Below are 18,359 nucleotides of genomic sequence, written 5' to 3' on the forward strand. Positions count from 1 at the left end.
CCGCGTGGCCCTCGCTCCGCTGCCCGACTATCCGTGGGACGCCATGGCTCCCTTCGCCGAGACCGCGCGCCGTCATCCGGACGGCGTCGTCGACCTGTCGATCGGCTCTCCGGTCGATGAGACTCCCGCTATCGTCCGGCGGGCTCTCGCCGAGGCCACCGATGCGCACGCCTACCCGGCGACGATCGGAACGGCCGACGTGCGTGCGGCCGTCGTGGAGTGGTTCGCCCGACGCCGGAACGTCCGCGGTCTCGCGACCGATCAGGTGATCCCGTCGATCGGTTCCAAGGAGTTCGTCGCGTTCCTCGCCTACATGCTCGGCCTAGGGGACGGCGACGTCGTCGTGCACCCGGTGAACGCCTATCCGACGTATGCGGTGGGAGCGGCGATGAGCGGCGCGACCGCCCTCGCACGCGACGACCCCGCCTCGTGGCCGACGAACACCCGACTCGTGTGGCTCAATTCGCCGGGCAACCCCGACGGCAGGGTCCTCGACGTCGCCGATCTCCGGGCCCGTGTCGATCGTGCGCGCGAACTCGGCGCCGTCATCGTGGGGGACGAGTGCTACGCGGAGCTCGGGTGGGACGGACGGTGGGAGACCGAGCCCGTCCCGTCGATCCTCGACGACCGTGTCACGGGTGGTGATACACACGGCGTGATCGCGATCTACTCCCTCAGCAAGCAGAGCAACATGGCGGGGTACCGTGCGGCGTTCGCGGCCGGGTGCCGCTCCACCATCGCGCGACTCACGACGGTCCGGAAGCACGCCGGGCTCATGGTGCCGGCGCCCCTCCAGCACGCGATGGCCGTGGCTCTGCGTGACGACGTTCACGTGAAACGGCAGCGCGAGCTCTACCGTCGACGCCGGTCGGTCCTGCGGCCGGCGCTTGAAGCCGCGGGGTTCCGCATCGAGGGAAGCGAGGCGGGCCTCTACCTCTGGGCGACGGAGGGGCTCGGCGCGTGGCGATCCATCGGTCGACTGGCAGAGCTCGGGATCCTCGCGGGACCGGGACCGTTCTACGGCGAGTCGTCAGGCGACCACGTGCGGCTGTCGCTCACGGCGACCGACGAGCGGATCGACGCGGCCGTGGACAGGCTCGCTGCGCTCGTCTGACGCTCTCGGCAGGTGCCGCCCGCGCTCGACGTGGATTTGTGGATTCCTCCGGAGAAGTCCCATCAGCGTTGGCGGGTGCGACAGTAGGTGCCTGCGCCGATTAGGCTGTAGTCGTCAGTGACGCCGGCGAGAACCACCGGCGGTCACGCTCGAATGGGACATCCAGCCAGGGAGGCACAGTGGGCGACGTCGGTCACGATTCAACGAAGACACCCGAGACGGCGACCCTGTCGTTCCCCGGCGGGAGTGCGGAGTTCCCCGTTCTCCCGGCCGTCGATGGGGCGTCGAGCATCGACATCTCGACCTTCACGAAGAAGACGGGGTACACGACACTCGATTACGGCTTCGTGAACACCGCGGCCACGAAGTCCACCATCACCTACATCGATGGAGACGCCGGCATCCTCCGCTACCGGGGGTACCCCATCGAGCAGCTCGCCGGCTCGTCGAGTTATCTCGAGGTCGCGTGGCTGCTCATCTACGGCGAGCTCCCGACGGCCGACCAGCTGGCGGAGTTCGACGAGCGCATCCGCCGCCACACGCTCCTCCATGAGGACCTCAAGCGGTTCTTCTCGGCGCTCCCGCACACGGCGCACCCCATGGCCGTCATCTCGAGCGCGCTGTCCGCGCTGTCGACGTACTACGAGAACTCCGACGACCCCAAGGACCCCGAGCAGGTCGAGCTCACGACGATCCGGCTCCTCGCGAAGCTCCCCGTCATCGCCGCCTATGCGCATAAGAAGTCGCTCGGACAGGCTTTCCTCTACCCGGACAACTCGCTGAGTTTCGTCGACAACTATCTGAAGCTCAACTTCGGCAACCTCGCCGAGCCCTACGAGATCGACCCGGTGCTCTCCGGAGCGCTCGAACGGCTTCTGATCCTGCACGCCGACCACGAGCAGAACGCGTCGACGTCCACCGTGCGGCTCGTGGGGTCGACCGGCGCCAACCTGTACGCCTCGATCTCAGCGGGGATCAACGCGTTGTCCGGACCGCTGCACGGTGGCGCGAACGAAGCGGTGCTCGACATGCTGGGCCAGATCCGTGATAGTGGTGAGGGCGTCGCCCGCTTCGTGGAGCGCGTCAAGAACAAGGAAGACGGCGTCAAGCTCATGGGCTTCGGACACCGCGTGTACAAGAACTACGATCCGCGCGCGAAGATCGTGAAGGAAAGCGCCGACTCGGTCCTCGAGCACCTCGGAGTGAAGGACCCGCTGCTCGACCTCGCGAAGGAACTCGAGCAGATCGCACTCGAGGACGACTACTTCAAGGAGCGGCGCCTCTACCCGAACGTCGACTTCTACACGGGCGTCATCTACAAGGCGATGGGCTTCCCCACCCGGATGTTCACGGTGCTGTTCGCGATCGGCCGGCTTCCCGGCTGGATCGCCCACTGGCGCGAGATGAACCTCGACCCGCAGTCGAAGATCGGCCGTCCGCAGCAGCTCTACGTCGGCCCTGCGGAGCGGGAGTTCCCGCAGCGCTGACGCGTCGTGGCGCTCCCGCGCCTATCCCGGTCCTCGAGCGGGGCGGCTCGGTGCCGCCGTCAGGGCGAGAGCACGAGCCTGTCGACGGCGCCCTCCTCGATCGCAGCACGGCTGTACGGCCAGGGGCGGGTCTCGTTCGCGGCCCAGGCGTCGGTCTGGTCGACGTAGTGCGGGTGGAAGGCGTGTCCGGAGCTTCCCGCGAGGTTGATCCACGTGGACCCGTCGAAGTCCGCCAGGTCGATGACCTGTCGCATCGACGGCACCCAGTCGACCGCGTAGCCGTTCGGGAGATCCCAGCCGACGGCGTTCACTTCACTCGATCCGCCGGACGTCGCCCACGGGCCCCGGTTGAACAGCCCCTCGATCGGTGTGATGCCCGAGGACCCGAAGGTCGCGTTGCGCAGTTCGAGTTCGTGCAGGTCGCCCCAGCTCCACCGCGTGGTGTCAGTGCCCATCAGTCGCGTGGACTCCTCCCAGGCGAGCCGCACACTGCGCCCGATGGCCTGATCGAGCCCGTCGACCTCTGCCGCGTCGTCTCGCCACCAGGGGGACGACGGCCGATCGAGCAGGCGGTCGACGACGAGGAACCATCGCGACCCACCGGCGGGCGGGAGTCCGTCGGGCAGTCGGGGTCGGAAGGTCTCGTCGAGCAGCGTCTTCCAGAACACATTGAAGAACGCGGCGGACGGAGAAGCGGCATCGTCCCGGTAGTCCCAGTCACGGAGGAGGTCCTGGGCCTCGTCCACCGGACCCGTGGCGTCGAGCTCGAGCAACAGGGGCACGAGGCGCTCGGCGACGGCGTTGTGGTCATCGGCCTGCACAGCGGACATGTCTTCAGCGGTGACGGGCTCCTCACGGTCGATCAGGCCCCGTACGAGGCGGTCGATCCGGTCGGCGCGGTAGCCCGCATCCCAGTCGGCCGTGAGGAACGGTCCCTGCCGTCTCGGCGCGACCGCGTTGTTGGCCGTGACGATGTAGCCCGATGGTGGGTTGAAGACGGTCGGCAGCTCCGTGAAGGGCACGGTCCCGACCCACCCGGTACGGCTCGTCCACCCGGCCTGGGGCCGTGTACCGTCCGATCCCGTGCGGACGGGGATCACTCCGGGCGCCTGATACCCGATGTTCCCGTCGACGTCCGCGTAGAGAAGATTCTGCGACGGCACCTCGAACCGCTCCGCCGCGGCGCGGAAGGCCTCCCAATCGCGAGCGGCGTTCATCGCGAAGATCGCCGTCGGAGTGCGGCCCGGTGTCAGCGCCGTCCACTGCAGCGAGACGGCGTACTCGCGGTCCGCTTCACCGAACCCTTCGCGATAGTCGTCGGCGATCGTCCCGATCTGATCGGAGATGCCCGACACGATCGGGCCGCGCGACGTCGAACGCACCCGCACCTCGACGTCCTCGCCGCCGGCGACACGGATCGTCTCGGTGCGCACGTCCAGGGGACGAAGGGCGCCGTCGAGCTCCGACTCATCGCCGACGACGCGCTCGATGTAGAGGTCCGCGACGTCCGGGCCCAGGTTGGTGAAGCCCCACGCGATCCGATCGTTGTGGCCGATGATGACCCCCGGGAGCCCGGAGAACGTGAATCCGGCGACGTCGAAGGGGCACGCCTCGCTCACTGTGGCGCACCGCAGGCCCATCTGATACCAGATCGAGGGGAGGGCCGGGCCCAAGTGCGGATCGTTCGCGAGCAGGGGTTCGCCGCTCGCCGTGTGCTCACCGGACACCACCCACGCGTTCGACCCGATGTCGGTCCCGGCCTGCCCGAGCAGTTCCGGGAGGCCGCGGAGAGCCGAACGCACGGTCGTGAGCGCCTCGGCCGCGTCCTCGGTCAGCGGACCAGACGCAGCCTCACCGTCGTCGGGCGTCGGATCCCCGGCCGACTGCAGCTGTCGCACCTCGGACCCCTCGACCGCGCCGCCCGTGATCGTCGGATGCTCCTCGTAGGGGTACGGCGGGTACAGCTCCGCGAGCCGCTCCGGTTCGAGCGCCGTGGTGAGGAGCGCACGCTCGATCTCGTCCTCGAGGTTCGATCGCAGGTCCCACGCCATCGCCTTGAGCCATGCGACGCTGTCCGCGGGGCTCCACGGCTCCGGCGTGTACCCCGGGTTCTGCAGCCCGAGCACGGCGTACTCGAGCGAGAGATCGGCACCGGAACGGGAGTCGAGGTAAGCGTTCACTCCTCTCGCGTACGCCTCGTAGTACGACCTCGAGACGTCGTCGAGGGCGGCGACCTCCTCTTCGGCGACGGTGCGCCATCCGAGCGTCCGCACGAACGCGTCCGTCTCGACCTGGCTCTCGCCGAAGAGTTCGGCGAGCCGGCCGGAGGTGACATGACGGCGGAAATCCATCTCCCAGAACCGGTCCTGAGCATGGACGAAGCCCTGTGCCGCGAAGAGGTCGAGCGCGGAGTCCGCCTCGAGCTGCGGGATCCCGGCGTCGTCTCGCGTGACGGTCACCGGGGCTTCGAGGCCGTCGAGGTGGATCTCGCCCTCCGTCTGGGGGAAGGAACGCTGCACGGTCCAGAGCCCGAGGCCGCCCACCACCACGATGGTCACGGCGACCACCGCGACGACGCGCACGATCAGGCGGGACACCGGGTGGCGTCGTGTGTCGTAGTCGGCTCGTCGCATGTCCACTCCCTCGTGCGTCGACCGCCGGCTCGACCGGGAGTGCCTAGGCGTGCAGGGCGGTGTTCAGGACGATACCGGTCCCCGACCGCCTCAGCACCTCGACGGCACCGGACGTCGAGTTGCGGCGGAAGAGCAGACCGGGGACGCCGCTCAGCTCAGCGGCCTTCACGATCGGCCGCTCTTCCGACCCGTGCTCGATCACCATGACCTTCGTGCCGGCGGTGACGTAGAGCCCTGCTTCGACGACCGAGTCGTCGCCGATCGAGATGCCGATGCCCGAGTTGGCCCCGAGGAGCGCGCGCTGACCGATCGAGACGCGGTGCGATCCGCCGCCCGAGAGCGTGCCCATGATGGAGGCCCCGCCGCCGATGTCGCTGCCGTCGCCGACGACGACGCCCTGCGAGATCCGGCCCTCGACCATGGATGCACCGAGGGTGCCCGCATTGAAGTTCACGAACCCCTCGTGCATCACGGTCGTCCCGGGCGCGAGATGCGCGCCGAGCCGCACACGGGAGGAGTCGGCGATCCGAACGCGGTCGGGAGTGACGTAATCGAGGAGGCGGGGGAACTTGTCGATGCCGGTCGCCTGTATCCCCGCACGCTGCAACGCGGGTCGTAGCGCGCCGAAGTGGGCGGGGAGGACCGGCCCGGCCGTCGTCCAGACGACGATCGGGAGGTGGCCGAAGATCCCGTCGAGATTGAGTGAATTCGGAGGAGTCAGGACGTGCGAGAGCAGGTGCAGGCGCAGATAGGCGTCAGGCGTGTCGGCGGGAGGGACATCGAGATCGATCTCGACCGTCACGACATCGGTTGTGACCCGCCGACGCGGGTCGGCGGATGCCAGGGCCTCGAGCTCCGCCGGGGCGATCCACTTGTCTCGACCGGCAGGCATCCGTCCGAGGCGCGGCTCCGGGAACCAGGTGTCGAGGACCGTACCGTCCTCGGCTGTCGTTGCCAGTCCGTATCCCCATGCGAAGCGGGGGCCTGCGGCGTCGTCGGTGGGGGTGGAGGGAGTCGCGGTCATGGTGTCTAGGCTAGTTGGACGATCGGTCGCTCGCCGCCGTGGGCAACGCCAGCGGGTGCGTCGGCCCTCTCACTAGACTGTGCTCCATGGAGCCCGCAGCCCGCTCGTCGAGCCTGACCCGCCTCGACCTGACGGGATCACCCGTCGATCTCACCCGGATCATCTGCGACATCGAATCCGTCTCCGGAAACGAGCGCCGTCTCGCCGACCTCATCGAGCAGGCCCTCGTCGCCTTCCCGCACCTCGAGGTGACGCGTGACGGGGACACCGTCGTCGCCCGCACCGGCCTCGGACGCGAGCGCCGTGTCGTGATCGCCGGCCACCTCGACACGGTGCCCGTGAAGGAGAACGTGCCGACACGGTCGGAGACGATCGACGGTGTCGAGTACATCTGGGGCCGCGGCACCGTCGACATGAAGGCCGGGGTCGCGGTGCAACTGCACCTCGCAGCGACGCTCCGCGAACCCGCCGTCGACATCACATGGATGTGGTACGACCACGAGGAGGTCTCGGCGGAGCTCAACGGTCTCGGCCGCCTCGCACGCAATCGGCCGGACCTCTTCGACGGCGACTTCGCCATCCTCGGAGAACCGTCCAACTCCCGCATCGAAGGCGGCTGTAACGGCAATCTGCGCATCGAGGTCCGTGCGTACGGTCTGCGGTCGCACTCCGCCCGCAGTTGGGTGGGGGAGAACGCGATCCACAAGATCGTCCCGGTTCTCGACACGCTCGCCGCCTATGAACCGCGCGAGGTCGAGGTCGACGGGCTCGTCTACCGGGAGGGTCTCAACGCCGTGGGGGTATCCGGGGGCATCGCCGGCAACGTGATCCCCGATGAGGCGATGGTGCATATCAACTACCGCTTCGCGCCGAGCCGCTCGGTCGAGGAGGCCATCGCCCACATGCATGAGCTCTTCGCCGACTTCGAGATCCGTGTCGTCGATCAGGCGGAGGGGGCGAGGCCCGGTCTCGACGCTCCGATCGCGCAGCAGTTCGTGGCGGCCGTCGGATCGGAACCGGCCCCGAAGTACGGCTGGACCGACGTGGCCCGGTTCTCGGCCATGGGTGTGCCGGCCGTCAACTACGGTCCGGGCGATCCCCTCAAGGCCCACGCCGACGACGAGCGCTGCTCGGTCGAGCAGATCCTCGAGTGCGAGCGCGGCCTGCGCTCCTGGCTGTCCGCATGACCACGACGAGGGGAGTGGTCCCCGCGACACGCTCCGACGGGACAGGGGACCGGTCCGGGCGCTTCCCGTGGTGGGTCGTCGTCCTCGCCGAGTTCGCCGGAGCCCGAGTCATCACGACGGCGACGATGCTCTTCCTCATCGCGTCGATCGTCGGCCAGTTCCTCTGGCTCTACGTGTTGTGGCGGGTGGGCGACTCGCCACTCCCGACGTGACCCGCGGAGGACGGATCGAGCGCTCGTCCATGCGTCGGCCGCAAGCCGACATCGAGCCGCTCGACGACCCGGAGCCGCTCGACGATCCCGAGCCGCTCGACGATCCGCTCACGTCCGACCGCTTCCGCCGGTTGCCGTGGTGGGTCGCCGTGCTCATCGTCTTCGGCCTCTCCCGCATTGTGACCACGGCCATGATGCTCGTCCTCGCCGCGCAGCAGGACCAGAACGCGTGGACGGCTGCCGCTCCGCGCTACGTCGACTTCGCCTCGATGTGGGACGGCCGCTGGTACAACATCGTGGCCGTTGCGGGATACCCCGCCGAGCTCCCCCTCACGGACGACGGCCATACGGCGGAGAACGCCTGGGCGTTCCTGCCGGTCTACCCGCTCGTCGTGCGCACGGTCATGATCCTGACGGGAGCCGAGTGGGCCGTCGCAGCGGTCGCGGTGTCGGTGCTCGCGGGCTTCGGTGCCGCACTCGTCACCTACCGGCTCTTCCGCGAGCACCTCGACGCCGGCACCGCTCTGTTCGGCGTCGTCATCTTCTCGGTCGCGCCGGTAGCGCCCGTGTTCCAGGTCGCCTACGCCGAGTCGCTCCACCTCCTGCTCCTGTCCCTCGCCCTGCTCCTCCTGGTGCGTCGTCGGTACGGTCTCCTGATGCCCGTGGTCGTCGTGATGGGCTTCACCCGACCGAGCGCTCTCGCCTTCGCGCTCCTCCTGGGCCTCCACCTGCTCGTGCGCATCGTCCGGAGAGATCGCGAGCCCTTCGCGTCCGGCGAACTCCCGCTCGTCATCGGCGCGACGCTCCTGAGCGGCCTCGTGGGCCTCGCCTGGCCGGCGGTGGCCTGGGCGGTGACCGGTTCGGTCACCGCGTATACGGACACCGAGCTCGCGTGGCGGTCCGTGTACATCGGGTATCAGCACCTCATCCCGTTCACGCCCTGGTTCCAGGGTTTCGAGTGGTGGTTCGGGCGCCCGCTGGGCTGGATCGGCGTGATCCTCCTCGTCGCAGGTTTTGCGGTCGCCCTCACGAGCAGACCGGTGAGGATGCTCGGACTCGAGGTCCGATTGTGGCTCGCCGCTTATGCCCTCTACCTCCTCGCCGTCTTCTTCCCGCAGTCGAGTACCTTCCGACTGCTCGTGCCTTTCTTCCCGTTCGCCGGCGCCATCGCGGTTCCGCGGTCCAGGGTGTACCGGACAACCGTCGTGATGGGGAGCATCGCCCTGCAGTGGCTCTGGCTGCTCGTCGCATGGCGGGTCGACGGCTACGACTGGACGCCACCGTGACCCGGAGTCCGTCGAGCGGGGGGATCGGCGCTCCAGACGCGGTAGGTCGGTGCGCTCGGGATGCCGAAGCGGCCGTCCCCTCGACGTGGGGATTAGCGCGAACCGCCGCCGATCACGGATAATGGACGTAGTACACGAAAGGGGAGCCGTATGGCCGCGATGAAGCCGAGGACCGGAGATGGGCCTATGGAGGCCGTAAAGGAGGGTCGGCTCATCATTGTGCGAGTGCCGCTCGAAGGAGGAGGTCGGCTCGTCGTGTCGGTAAACGACGACGAGGCGAAGGAACTCCACGACGCACTCGCCGGAGTCGTTTCCGCCTAATCCACCAGCACCACGTGATGGCGCCCGGATCCCTGAGGGATCCGGGCGCGACGTCCCTCTCAGATCGCGAGCTTCGTCACCTGCAGGAGACCGTCGCCGACGACCGACAGAGCGCTCACGACGGCGGTCGAGGCGGCGACCTCATGGACGAGCGAGCGGTAGCCCACGGCGACGTCGTCACGCGCGGCCGGGTCCGCGACGCGACCACGCGCGAGTGCATGGGCCACGACGACGGTTCCTCCGGCGCGGACGAGCCGGAGCGCGTGCTCGAAGTATTCGATGACGGAGACGGTGTCGGCATCGATGAGAACGAGGTCGTACGAGTCCTCGTTCATACGAGGGAGCACATCGAGAGCGCGACCCGCGATGAGACGGAAACGATTCGCGGGAATGCCCGCGTCGTGGAAGTGCTCGCGAGCGGCCGCCTGGTGCTCGATCTCGCTGTCGATCGACGTGAGAGCGCTGCGCGGATTCCCCGACAGCATCCATAGTCCGGACACCCCGCTCCCGGTGCCGATCTCCATGATGTTCCGTGCTCCGGAGGCGGCCACGAGGAGTGCGAGCTGAGCGCCGGTGGCGGGTGAGACCGGTTCGACACCGACCTCGAGCGAGTGGGCACGGGCGCGCGCGATCGTGTCGGGTTCGACGACGACGTCGTCGGCGTACTTCCAGTTCGCGACGTGCTCGGACTTGGCGTCGTGAGAGGACACTGGTGTGCTCCGTGTTCGTGTCGGTGGTGCGGGGATCGATGCGATCGACCTTCCGTCAGGATACGGCGGGGCGTCCCGACGGAAGCGCAGCCACGGCGGGGTACTCTTGATCCGTGTTCGGACTGACCCCTGAGAAGGTGCTGCTCATCGCGGTCATCGCCGTGCTCATCGTCGGCCCCGAACGGCTCCCGCTCTACGCGTCGAAGTTCGCGCAGTTCATCCGGTGGCTGCGGGATCTCGCGAGGGGCGCGCAGGACCGCATGCGGGAAGAGATGGGGCCGGAGTTCGACGAGGTCGACTGGAAGAAGCTCGACCCGCGGCAGTACGACCCGCGTCGGATCATCAAGGAGGCCCTGCTCGACGACGAGCCGGCTCCCGTCCTGACGGCACCATCGGTGCGTACGCGCCCGGAGAAGCCTGCTGTCCCACCGTCGCACCGATCGCGACTCGAGTCGGGGGAGTACTCCGGTCCGCCGCCGTTCGATGCGGAGTCCACGTGAGCGTTCGGGCGGGTGCGGCTCCGGCCGTCTCCGGTCCGTCGTCGGAGCTCGAGCGCGCCGAGTCCCTCATCGCCGCCGTGCCCGACCATCCCTCGCCGGGAATCGTGTTCCGCGACCTGACGCCGCTGTTCGCCGACGCCGAGGCGTTCGCGACCGTCGTCGACGCCATCGCCGCGCCCTTCGCCGGTCGATTCGACGTGGTGGCGGGGCTCGAGGCTCGAGGCTTCCTCCTCGCCGGCGCGGTCGCCCTCCGCACCGGCACCGCCGTGGTCCCCATCCGGAAGGCCGGCAAGCTGCCGCGCGAGACGGTGGCGGAGAGCTACGAGCTCGAGTACGGTTCGGCCACGATCGAGGTGCACCGGGAGGACGTGCCGCCCGGTGCGCGCGTCCTGATCGTCGACGACGTGCTCGCGACCGGAGGAACGCTCGCGGCCGCTCTCCGCATCGGGGAACGCCTCGAGTGGGAGGTGGTGGGCTGCGGCGTCATACTCGAACTCGACCACCTCGCCGGCAGGAGCGCCCTCGGCTCAGAGGTGGTCAGCCTCTTCCGCGCCTGATCCTCGAGCGGGAAGGACCCGGATCGCGGAGGGCGTCACCGCACCCGCACACCGAGGGATCGTCCCGCGAGTCGCCGACCGGCGTGGGAGATCTCCGTGGCGAGTCGGGACAACGCCGCCGCGGCGTCGTCGTGCGGGGCCCCGAGCACCACGGGCCGGCCGTCGTCGCCGCCCTCGCGAACGGCCTGACTGAGGGGGATGCTCACGAGCAACGGCACCGGCTCATCCTGACCCGCCGACAACCGAGAGGCCACTTCGGCGCCGCCTCCGGAGCCGAACACCTCGACGATGGATCCGTCGGGTGCGCTGAAGGGGCCCATGTTCTCGATCACGCCCACGACGCGCTGGCCGGTCTGACGTGCGACGACGCCGCTGCGCTCGGCGACGTCGGCGGCCGCCGTTTGCGGCGTGGTCACGACGAGCACCTCGGCGTGGGGGAGTAGCTGACCGACGGAGATGGCGACGTCGCCGGTCCCGGGCGGCAGATCGAGCAGAAGGACGTCGAGGTCGCCGAAGTAGACGTCCGTCAGGAACTGCGCGATCGTGCGGTGCAGCATTGGTCCCCTCCACGCGACCGCGGTGGAGGGGTCGTCGACGAACATCCCGATGGAGATCACCTTCACTCCGTGCGCCACCGGCGGAAGGATCATGTCGTCCACGCGCGTGGGACGCACGGCCCTCCCGGGGTGGGCGGGGTCCTCGAGGCCGAGCAGTCCGGGGATGGAGAAGCCGTGGACGTCGGCGTCGACGAGTCCGACCGACAACCCCCTGGCGGCGAGGGCGACCGCGAGGTTGGCCGTGATGGTCGATTTGCCGACTCCGCCCTTTCCGCTCGTCACAGCGATGACTCGCGTGAGGGAGTCGGGGGTGAACGGCATCTCGCGTCGGCCCGGTCCGCGCAGCCTCTCGGTCAAGGCACGACGCTGATCCGGGGTCATGACGCCCACGTCCACGTGCGTCGAGGTCACCCCGGCGACGCTCGCGACGGTGTTCCGTACGTCCTCCTCGATCGTCCGCGCCGCCGGGCAACCGACGATCGTCAGTCGGATATTGACGGTCGCGGCGCCGACGTCGTCGACGATGACGTCGCCGACCATGTCCAATTCCGTGATGGGTCGCCGGATCTCGGGGTCGATGACCCGGTCGAGTGCGCGGCGGACACGGCCCGCGGCGTCGTCCGAGCGGTCGCGGCCGGAACCTCCGGAGGTCGGATCAGACACGGGGTCGATCCCCGCCGCCGCCCTCGGTCGACGAGTCCTTTGAGTCGAGTTCGTCGAGCAGGGAGCGCAGCTCCTGACGGATGAAGTCGCGGGAGGCGACGTCCTTGAGGGCGAGACGGAGCGCGACGACCTCGCGAGCGAGGTACTCGGTGTCGGCGAGATTGCGTTCGGCACGCTGGCGGTCCTGCTCGATCTGCACCCGGTCGCGGTCGTCCTGCCGGTTCTGCGCGAGCAGGATGAGCGGAGCGGCGTAGGACGCCTGCAGCGACAGGATGAGCGTGAGAGCCGTGAAGCCGAGGGCAGCCGAATCGAATCGGGCGTCCTCCGGGGCGAGCGTGTTGTAGATGATCCAGGCGACGCAGAACAGCGTCAGCCCCATCAGGAACCACGGAGTGCCCATCGCACGGGCGATCCATTCCGTGAACCGACCGAAGCGGTCGCTCGACTGACGACGGCGCGGCGCGAGGACGGGAGCGCGCATGCCCTTTGGTGCGTCGAGTCTGACGTCGTTCTTCGGCGTCCTAGCCATGCGTCATCCTCCGTCCGGTGCGTACTCTCTGGGGGCGTTCGTCGTCGCCGTGACTTCGCCAGTCGTCCGGCAGCAGGTAGTCGAGGATGTCGTCAATCGTCACCACCCCGACGAGTCGATGGTTCTCGTCGACCACGGGGACAGAGACGAGGTCGTAGCTCGCGAGGATGCGGGATACTTCTGCGGCCGTGGTGTCGGCGGAGACGGGATCGAGGCTCTGATCGAGGATGGTGCCCAGTCTTTCGTGCGGCGGGTAGCGCAGCATGCGCTGGAAGTGCACCATGCCGAGGAATCGGCCCGTCGGGGGTTCGTAGGGCGGGAGGGTGATGCACACGGCCGCGCCGAGCGCCGGCGGCAGCTCCGCGCGGCGCACGAGTGCGAGCGCCTCGGCGACCGTCGAGTCCGCGGACAGGATCACGGGCTCCGTCGTCATCAGTCCACCGGCGGTGTCCGGGGCGAAAGCGAGGAGCATGCGCACGTCGTCGGCCTCCTCCGGCTCCATGAGCTCGAGGAGGTGCTCTCCGCGTTCCGTCGGGAGTTGGGCAATGAGGTCCGCGGCGTCGTCCGGCTGCATCTGGTCGAGCACGTCGGCCGCTCGGTCGTCGTCGAGCTGACCGAGGATGTTCACCTGCTCGCTCTCGGGCATCTCCTCGAGCGCGTCGGCGAGCCGGTCGTCCGGGAGTTCTCCGGCGACCTCGAGCATGCGCTCCTCCGGCAGATCGAGGAGTGTGCTCGCGAGGTCGGCGGGCTTCAGGTCGCTGTAGGTGGCGATGAGCTGCTCGGCGGATTGCGCCTCCGTGCCACCCGTCTTCTCGGTGACGTCCCGCCAGGACACGAAGGAGGTGTGGCCCTTCGCGAAGAGCGACGAACTCGTCTTCGGCCGGCGCACGAAGTACTGGCTGACGGCCCAGGTCCCGCCGGTCTTCTGCTCGATCGCGACGTCCTCGATCGTCGCCTCGCCCGAGCCGTCCGTGAACACGACCTTCCGACCGAGGATCTCGGCGATCACTCGCTCCTCACCCGCCCGCTGCTCGAAGCGGCGGACGTTGATGAGGCCCGTCGTGATGATCTGACCGGCGGCGATACTCGTGACCCGATTGATCGACACGAAGACGCGTCGCTTGCCGGGAATCTCCACGAGGAGGCCGACGACGCGAGGCGGGTCCTTCGGTCTCGAGACCACCAGGACGTCGCGCACCTTTCCGACCCGGTCACCGGCCGGATCGAAGACCATGCACCCGGCCAACCGGGCGACGAACACTCTTGTGGCACTCACTCTTCTAACTTAGACCGCTCAAGCATCACACACGGGCGGGGCGCCGGATGTTCTCGCCCTGGTGGGACAATGGAACGGTGAGTATGCCGCAGAGTGGACAGCGTCGAAGCCCGATCATCGAGATCCCGCCGGGGGAGACCGTGGCGAGCTACGACAAGTACGACGACGCGCAAGCAGCCGTCGACACTCTCGCGGCCGCCGATTTCCCCGTGCGGAAAGTCTCGATCGTCGGCGCGGACCTGCGTAGCGTCGAGCGCATCACCGGTCGTATGAGTTACGGCCGTGCCGCGGCGGGGGGCGCGTTGAGCGGAGCGTGGCTCGGGCTCTTCTTCGGTCTTCTGCTCGTGATCGTGGCCCCGCAGTCAGGTTTCGTCTTCGTCGGCGCTGCCGTGCTCATCGGCGCAGCCTTTGGCATGATGTTCAACGTCGTCACCTACACCATCCGTCGTCGACGTCGCGACTTCAGTTCCATCGCGCAGATCGTGGCGACGAGTTATGCGGTCGTCGTCGAGACGGAGCTCGCGAACAAGGCCCGCAACATCCTCGGAGGGGCCGCGGCCACCGCGACGGGGGACGAACAGGGGCCGAGCCTCTACCTCTGAGTGAGTGTGAGTGAGCGGATCAGTCGCGCGCCGTCGCGGCCACCCGTGCCATCCATGCCTCGACGTCGTCGGCGGTCCGCGGGATGTCGGCGGACAGATTGACGGCGCCGTCCGCGGTGACGAGGATGTCGTCCTCGATGCGGACGCCGATGCCGCGGAACTCCTCGGGCACCGTCAGGTCGTCGGGCTGGAAGTAGAGTCCCGGTTCGATCGTGAAGACCATCCCTTCGGTGACGACCCCGTCGTGGTACATGTCGCGGCGGGCCTGGGCGCAGTCGTGCACGTCGAGACCGAGGTGGTGACTCGTGCCGTGCACCATGTACCGGCGGTGGAACTGCGCGTCCGGCTCGAGCGATTCCTCCGCCGAGACCGGCAGCATGCCCCACTCGGCGGTGTGGCGAGCGATGACCTTCATCGCCTCGGCGTGGACGTCACGGAAGACGATACCGGGGCGCACGATCGCGAACGCCGCGTCGGCCGCCTCGCGGACGGCTTCGTAGACCTTCCTCTGCACGGGGGAGAAGGTTCCGCCGACGGGGAGCGTACGCGTGATGTCGGCGGTGTAGAGGCTGTCGAGCTCGACACCGGCGTCGACGAGGATGAGGTCGCCCGTCGCCACCGCGCCATCGTTGCGGGTCCAGTGCAGGATGCAGGCGTGCGCGCCGGATGCCGCGATCGTGTCGTACCCGACGGCGTTTCCCTCGACCCGGGCGCGGGTCGAGAAGACACCCTCGACGATGCGCTCGCCGCGCGGCCGGTCCGCTACACGGGGGAGCTCCGCCACGACGTCGTCGAAGCCCCGACGCGTCGCCTCGACCGCCGCGGTGAGCTCGGCGATCTCGAAGTCGTCCTTGACGAGGCGCAGTTCCGAGACGAACCGGTCGAGCTCCTCGTCCGCCCCGAGGGTACGGTCGGCTTCGCTCGTCGAGAAGGCGACGAGGTGATCCGTCGTGATCCCGAGGTCCGCAGCGACCTGCGCGAGCGAAGGACGAGGCCCGATCCAGAACTCGCCGATCGCGGGATTGGCATAGAACTCGTCCGACTCCCGCCCGGCGCGCTCACGGAAGTAGAGGGTGGCGGCGTGTCCGTCGTCGACCGGGTCGAGGACGAGAACGGAGTCAGGCTCGCTGTCGCTGCCCCAACCGGTCAGGTGGGCGAACGCCGACTGCGCGCGGAAGGGAAAGTCGGTGTCGTTCGACCGAGTGAGTTGGGCACCGGCCGGCAGGACGACCCGCTCTCCGAGGAATGCCGCCGACACGGCCCGACGGCGTTCGGCGGCGAAGCGCGCCGCTTCGCGGAGCTCGGGCAGCGCGTCGTCTCGATCGGCCCAACCGCTCGAGACGTAGTCCTGGAATCGGCTGCTCTGAGGCGTCGTAGACCGGTTGCTGTTCGACGGCGCCGGGGTCTCCGGGGTCGTCGTCTGGGTGTCGGAGACTGCTGTCACATCACTCGAAGAGGCCATGCCACCATTCTGGCACCGTGCGCTCCCTGTCAGGGCGACGAGGCCGCGGCGGAAAGCTGGACGAGGACGGGACGGTGATCGCTCGCCCAGAGGGCCGGGTCGTCGATGACCCTCATACCGGTCGTCTCCCAGTTCGGTGTCGCCATGACGTGGTCGATCGGGGAGCCGAGCAGACTGGGCCATGCCGAGGACCAGGTGCCGACGGCGGCGTTGCCCGACAGCAGCCCCGCGTCAGAGCAACGACCCATCGTCGCACCGTCCTCCGTCGCGAGTCCCGCCATGTGGTCGACCGTCGCATTGAAGTCGCCGGCCATGATGACGTTCTCCTCGGCGCACTGGGTGGCGAGCCATTCCAGATCGGCTCGCCAGTTCTCCATCTGGCCGGGGATGGGAGCGACGGCGTGCACGGCGACGATCGTGGGGCCGTTGCCGTCGGTGGGCTTCAGGACCACAGTTGGGAGGACGGACGTGTTGCCGACGCGCGCCTGCTCCTCCGCCCGGTCGCGGTTGGAGTTCCAGACGGTCTCGTAGTCGCCGAGGCGGGGGCTCACGAGGATCGTCGTCGATCGGGCCTTCGCGATCTGATCGAATGCGACGGTGAGCACCCACATGGGGTTGCCGCCCTCCCGCATGCGGTTCGCGACCTCGATACCCGTCTCCTTGGTCGTCTCCGGCAGGCTGATGATGTCGGCCTTGCTGTCGAGCGCCGTGTGCGCGATCGTCTCCGCGCCCGGGGCGTCGCCGAGCGTGTTCCAACTGAGCACGGTGACGGAGTCGTCGGTCCAGTCCGCGAACGACGTGTCGCCGACGCCGCGCACACCCATGATCGCGGCGTTCGCTCCCGCCGTGAGGACGAGGAGGACGGCGATCGTTCCCGCGACCGGACGGAGCGGCCGGGCCAGGGCGAGCAGCAGGAACACCGCGGCGGCGGCGAGCGCCGCGGCGACGAGCACGCCGCGCAACGCGACCACTTGCGCGACGATCCACAGATGCTCCGCGCCGACCAGTTGGGGCCAGGTCGCGACGAGGCATGCGATGGCGATGGCGATCGTCAGGACTGCACCGAGGAATCTGAGCATGGCGTTGTCACGATACCCATGGCGCCCTGGGAAGCGGCCGAACCGGAACCGAGCGGTCGTGCGTATCGGGTCCCCGCGGGCCGCGCCGCCCCCCCCGCACGCCTAGAATGGGGACATGGCGGGCGACAGGCGATTCCACGGCCCGAGCGACCTCCACACCCACTCGAGCGTGTCGGACGGCACGGAGACTCCGAGTCGGCTCGTCCGCTCGGCCTCGGAAGCGGGGCTCGGCACGGTCGCGCTCACCGACCACGACTCCACGGCCGGGTGGTCGGAGGCGACGGCGGCCGCCCACGCCGTCGGCGTCACGCTCATCCCCGGCATGGAGTTCAGCACTCGGCTCGGGTACCGCAGCATCCACTTGTTGGCTTACCTCTTCGATCCGGCGAACGGCGATCTCGTCACCGAGATGGCGAGGATCCGCGAGGCACGTCTCGTCCGCGCCGAACGCATCGTTCAGAACCTTTCCCGCGACTACGAACTCACGTGGGACGACGTCGTCGCGCAGACGACGGACGGCGCGACGATCGGGCGTCCGCACATCGCGGACGCGCTCGTCGCCCGCGGTCACGTCCCGACGCGCAGCGAGGCGTTCGCGAGCATCCTGCACCCGTCGCGCGGATACTTCCTGCCGCACTACGCCCCTGATCCGGTGTCGGCCGTGGCGCTCGTCGTCGCAGCGGGGGGAGTCCCCGTGATCGCGCACCCGGCGACCCGGGGGACGGGACTGATCGTCTCCGATCGCGACATCGACGAGCTCGTCCGCGCCGGTCTCGCCGGCCTCGAGGTCGACCATCGGGAGAACACGACATCGGGTAAGCGGGAGATCCGTCGACTCGCTGAGCGACACGACCTCGTCCTCACGGGCTCGAGCGACTACCACGGTACGGGGAAGCCGAACCGCCTCGGCGAGAACACGACGTCGGCAGACGCCGTCGCGGCCATCATCGAGCGTGGAACCGGTAGTGCACCCGTCTACGGCCGGTCCTCGGCGCCCCTGCCCGGATCGTCGTCCACGGGTGCAGAGCCGCCCGCGCCGCTCGTCTAGCGCGGGGCCGACGGGCGCGGGTCCGACGGGCGCGGTGCGGCGACGGCGGCGAGGTCCCCGACGTCCAGACGGGCACGGCCGCGGGATGCGGACGTGCCCGTCGCTCCGACCG

The 18,359-nt window shown here is 68.9% G+C and carries 18 protein-coding genes; 10 read left to right on the forward strand and 8 right to left on the reverse strand.

Features of this window, described 5'->3' with window-relative positions; all coding sequences use genetic code 11:
* The first annotated feature begins 4 nt into the window (after positions 1 to 4).
* Positions 5 to 1,114: a succinyldiaminopimelate transaminase gene (gene dapC / locus ELQ92_RS08200; RefSeq protein ID WP_128498484.1), complete on the forward strand. Its 1,110-nt coding sequence runs from the start codon at positions 5 to 7 to the stop codon at positions 1,112 to 1,114.
* A gap of 179 nt (positions 1,115 to 1,293) precedes the next feature.
* Entirely contained in the window at positions 1,294 to 2,601 is a 1,308-nt protein-coding gene (locus ELQ92_RS08205) for a citrate synthase (RefSeq protein WP_128498485.1), read from the forward strand.
* A gap of 59 nt (positions 2,602 to 2,660) precedes the next feature.
* Here ELQ92_RS08205 and ELQ92_RS08210 read toward each other — a convergent pair whose 3' ends face one another.
* Complete coding sequence (locus tag ELQ92_RS08210) at positions 2,661 to 5,234, reverse strand: penicillin acylase family protein (protein WP_243694927.1); 2,574 nt, start codon at positions 5,232 to 5,234, stop codon at positions 2,661 to 2,663.
* 43 nt (positions 5,235 to 5,277) lie between these two features.
* Positions 5,278 to 6,258: a 2,3,4,5-tetrahydropyridine-2,6-dicarboxylate N-succinyltransferase gene (gene dapD / locus ELQ92_RS08215; protein ID WP_128498486.1), complete on the reverse strand. Its 981-nt coding sequence runs from the start codon at positions 6,256 to 6,258 to the stop codon at positions 5,278 to 5,280.
* A gap of 86 nt (positions 6,259 to 6,344) precedes the next feature.
* Here dapD and dapE point away from each other — a divergent pair, with 86 nt between their 5' ends.
* The 4 genes from dapE (at position 6,345) to ELQ92_RS08235 (ending at position 9,264) form a co-directional block, all read left to right on the forward strand.
* The gene (dapE, locus tag ELQ92_RS08220) at positions 6,345 to 7,445 is read left to right on the forward strand and encodes a succinyl-diaminopimelate desuccinylase (protein WP_128498487.1); all 1,101 of its coding nucleotides are present in this window, start codon (positions 6,345 to 6,347) and stop codon (positions 7,443 to 7,445) included.
* On the forward strand, positions 7,442 to 7,657 hold the full coding sequence (locus ELQ92_RS16275) for a hypothetical protein (RefSeq protein WP_166426742.1): 216 nt from the start codon (positions 7,442 to 7,444) through the stop codon (positions 7,655 to 7,657). The genes dapE and ELQ92_RS16275 overlap by 4 nt, the downstream gene beginning before the upstream one ends.
* On the forward strand, positions 7,654 to 8,943 hold the full coding sequence (locus ELQ92_RS08230) for a hypothetical protein (protein WP_243694928.1): 1,290 nt from the start codon (positions 7,654 to 7,656) through the stop codon (positions 8,941 to 8,943). The genes ELQ92_RS16275 and ELQ92_RS08230 overlap by 4 nt, the downstream gene beginning before the upstream one ends.
* A gap of 150 nt (positions 8,944 to 9,093) precedes the next feature.
* The gene (locus ELQ92_RS08235) at positions 9,094 to 9,264 is read left to right on the forward strand and encodes a DUF3117 domain-containing protein (RefSeq protein ID WP_071256769.1); all 171 of its coding nucleotides are present in this window, start codon (positions 9,094 to 9,096) and stop codon (positions 9,262 to 9,264) included.
* 59 nt (positions 9,265 to 9,323) lie between these two features.
* On the opposite strand, the gene ELQ92_RS08240 is transcribed toward ELQ92_RS08235, so the two are convergent.
* Positions 9,324 to 9,974, reverse strand: coding sequence for an O-methyltransferase (locus tag ELQ92_RS08240; RefSeq protein WP_128498488.1), 651 nt, complete (start codon positions 9,972 to 9,974; stop codon positions 9,324 to 9,326).
* Positions 9,975 to 10,087: 113 nt separating this feature from the next.
* Here ELQ92_RS08240 and ELQ92_RS08245 point away from each other — a divergent pair, with 113 nt between their 5' ends.
* Both ELQ92_RS08245 and ELQ92_RS08250 read left to right on the forward strand, forming a co-directional pair.
* On the forward strand, positions 10,088 to 10,474 hold the full coding sequence (locus tag ELQ92_RS08245; RefSeq protein WP_128498489.1) for a twin-arginine translocase TatA/TatE family subunit: 387 nt from the start codon (positions 10,088 to 10,090) through the stop codon (positions 10,472 to 10,474).
* On the forward strand, positions 10,471 to 11,031 hold the full coding sequence (locus ELQ92_RS08250; RefSeq protein WP_128498490.1) for an adenine phosphoribosyltransferase: 561 nt from the start codon (positions 10,471 to 10,473) through the stop codon (positions 11,029 to 11,031). Before ELQ92_RS08245 ends, ELQ92_RS08250 begins: the two co-directional genes overlap by 4 nt.
* A 35-nt stretch (positions 11,032 to 11,066) precedes the next feature.
* Here ELQ92_RS08250 and ELQ92_RS08255 read toward each other — a convergent pair whose 3' ends face one another.
* Genes ELQ92_RS08255 through ELQ92_RS08265 form a run of 3 tightly spaced genes read right to left on the reverse strand, consistent with a single transcriptional unit; the run spans position 11,067 to position 14,056 of the window.
* Positions 11,067 to 12,251: an Mrp/NBP35 family ATP-binding protein gene (locus tag ELQ92_RS08255; RefSeq protein ID WP_243694929.1), complete on the reverse strand. Its 1,185-nt coding sequence runs from the start codon at positions 12,249 to 12,251 to the stop codon at positions 11,067 to 11,069.
* Positions 12,244 to 12,780, reverse strand: coding sequence for a DUF1003 domain-containing protein (locus ELQ92_RS08260; protein WP_128498491.1), 537 nt, complete (start codon positions 12,778 to 12,780; stop codon positions 12,244 to 12,246). Before ELQ92_RS08260 ends, ELQ92_RS08255 begins: the two co-directional genes overlap by 8 nt.
* Complete coding sequence (locus tag ELQ92_RS08265) at positions 12,773 to 14,056, reverse strand: magnesium transporter MgtE N-terminal domain-containing protein (RefSeq protein WP_128498492.1); 1,284 nt, start codon at positions 14,054 to 14,056, stop codon at positions 12,773 to 12,775. The genes ELQ92_RS08260 and ELQ92_RS08265 overlap by 8 nt, the downstream gene beginning before the upstream one ends.
* Before the next feature lie 83 nt (positions 14,057 to 14,139).
* Between ELQ92_RS08265 and ELQ92_RS08270 the strand changes: the two genes are divergently transcribed.
* Positions 14,140 to 14,658, forward strand: a complete 519-nt coding sequence (locus ELQ92_RS08270) for a YflT domain-containing protein (protein WP_128498568.1) — start codon at positions 14,140 to 14,142, stop codon at positions 14,656 to 14,658.
* Between the two features lie 19 nt (positions 14,659 to 14,677).
* Here ELQ92_RS08270 and ELQ92_RS08275 read toward each other — a convergent pair whose 3' ends face one another.
* The gene (locus tag ELQ92_RS08275; protein WP_128498493.1) at positions 14,678 to 16,120 is read right to left on the reverse strand and encodes an aminopeptidase P family protein; all 1,443 of its coding nucleotides are present in this window, start codon (positions 16,118 to 16,120) and stop codon (positions 14,678 to 14,680) included.
* Between the two features lie 29 nt (positions 16,121 to 16,149).
* A complete protein-coding gene (locus ELQ92_RS08280) occupies positions 16,150 to 17,199 on the reverse strand; it encodes an endonuclease/exonuclease/phosphatase family protein (protein ID WP_128498494.1) in 1,050 nt (349 codons plus the stop codon).
* 115 nt (positions 17,200 to 17,314) lie between these two features.
* On the opposite strand from ELQ92_RS08280, the gene ELQ92_RS08285 reads away from it, so the two are divergent.
* Complete coding sequence (locus ELQ92_RS08285) at positions 17,315 to 18,247, forward strand: PHP domain-containing protein (protein WP_128498495.1); 933 nt, start codon at positions 17,315 to 17,317, stop codon at positions 18,245 to 18,247.
* The last annotated feature ends 112 nt before the right edge of the window (positions 18,248 to 18,359 follow it).

Source organism: Labedella populi (assembly GCF_004078655.1).
Lineage (GTDB): Bacteria > Actinomycetota > Actinomycetes > Actinomycetales > Microbacteriaceae > Labedella > Labedella populi.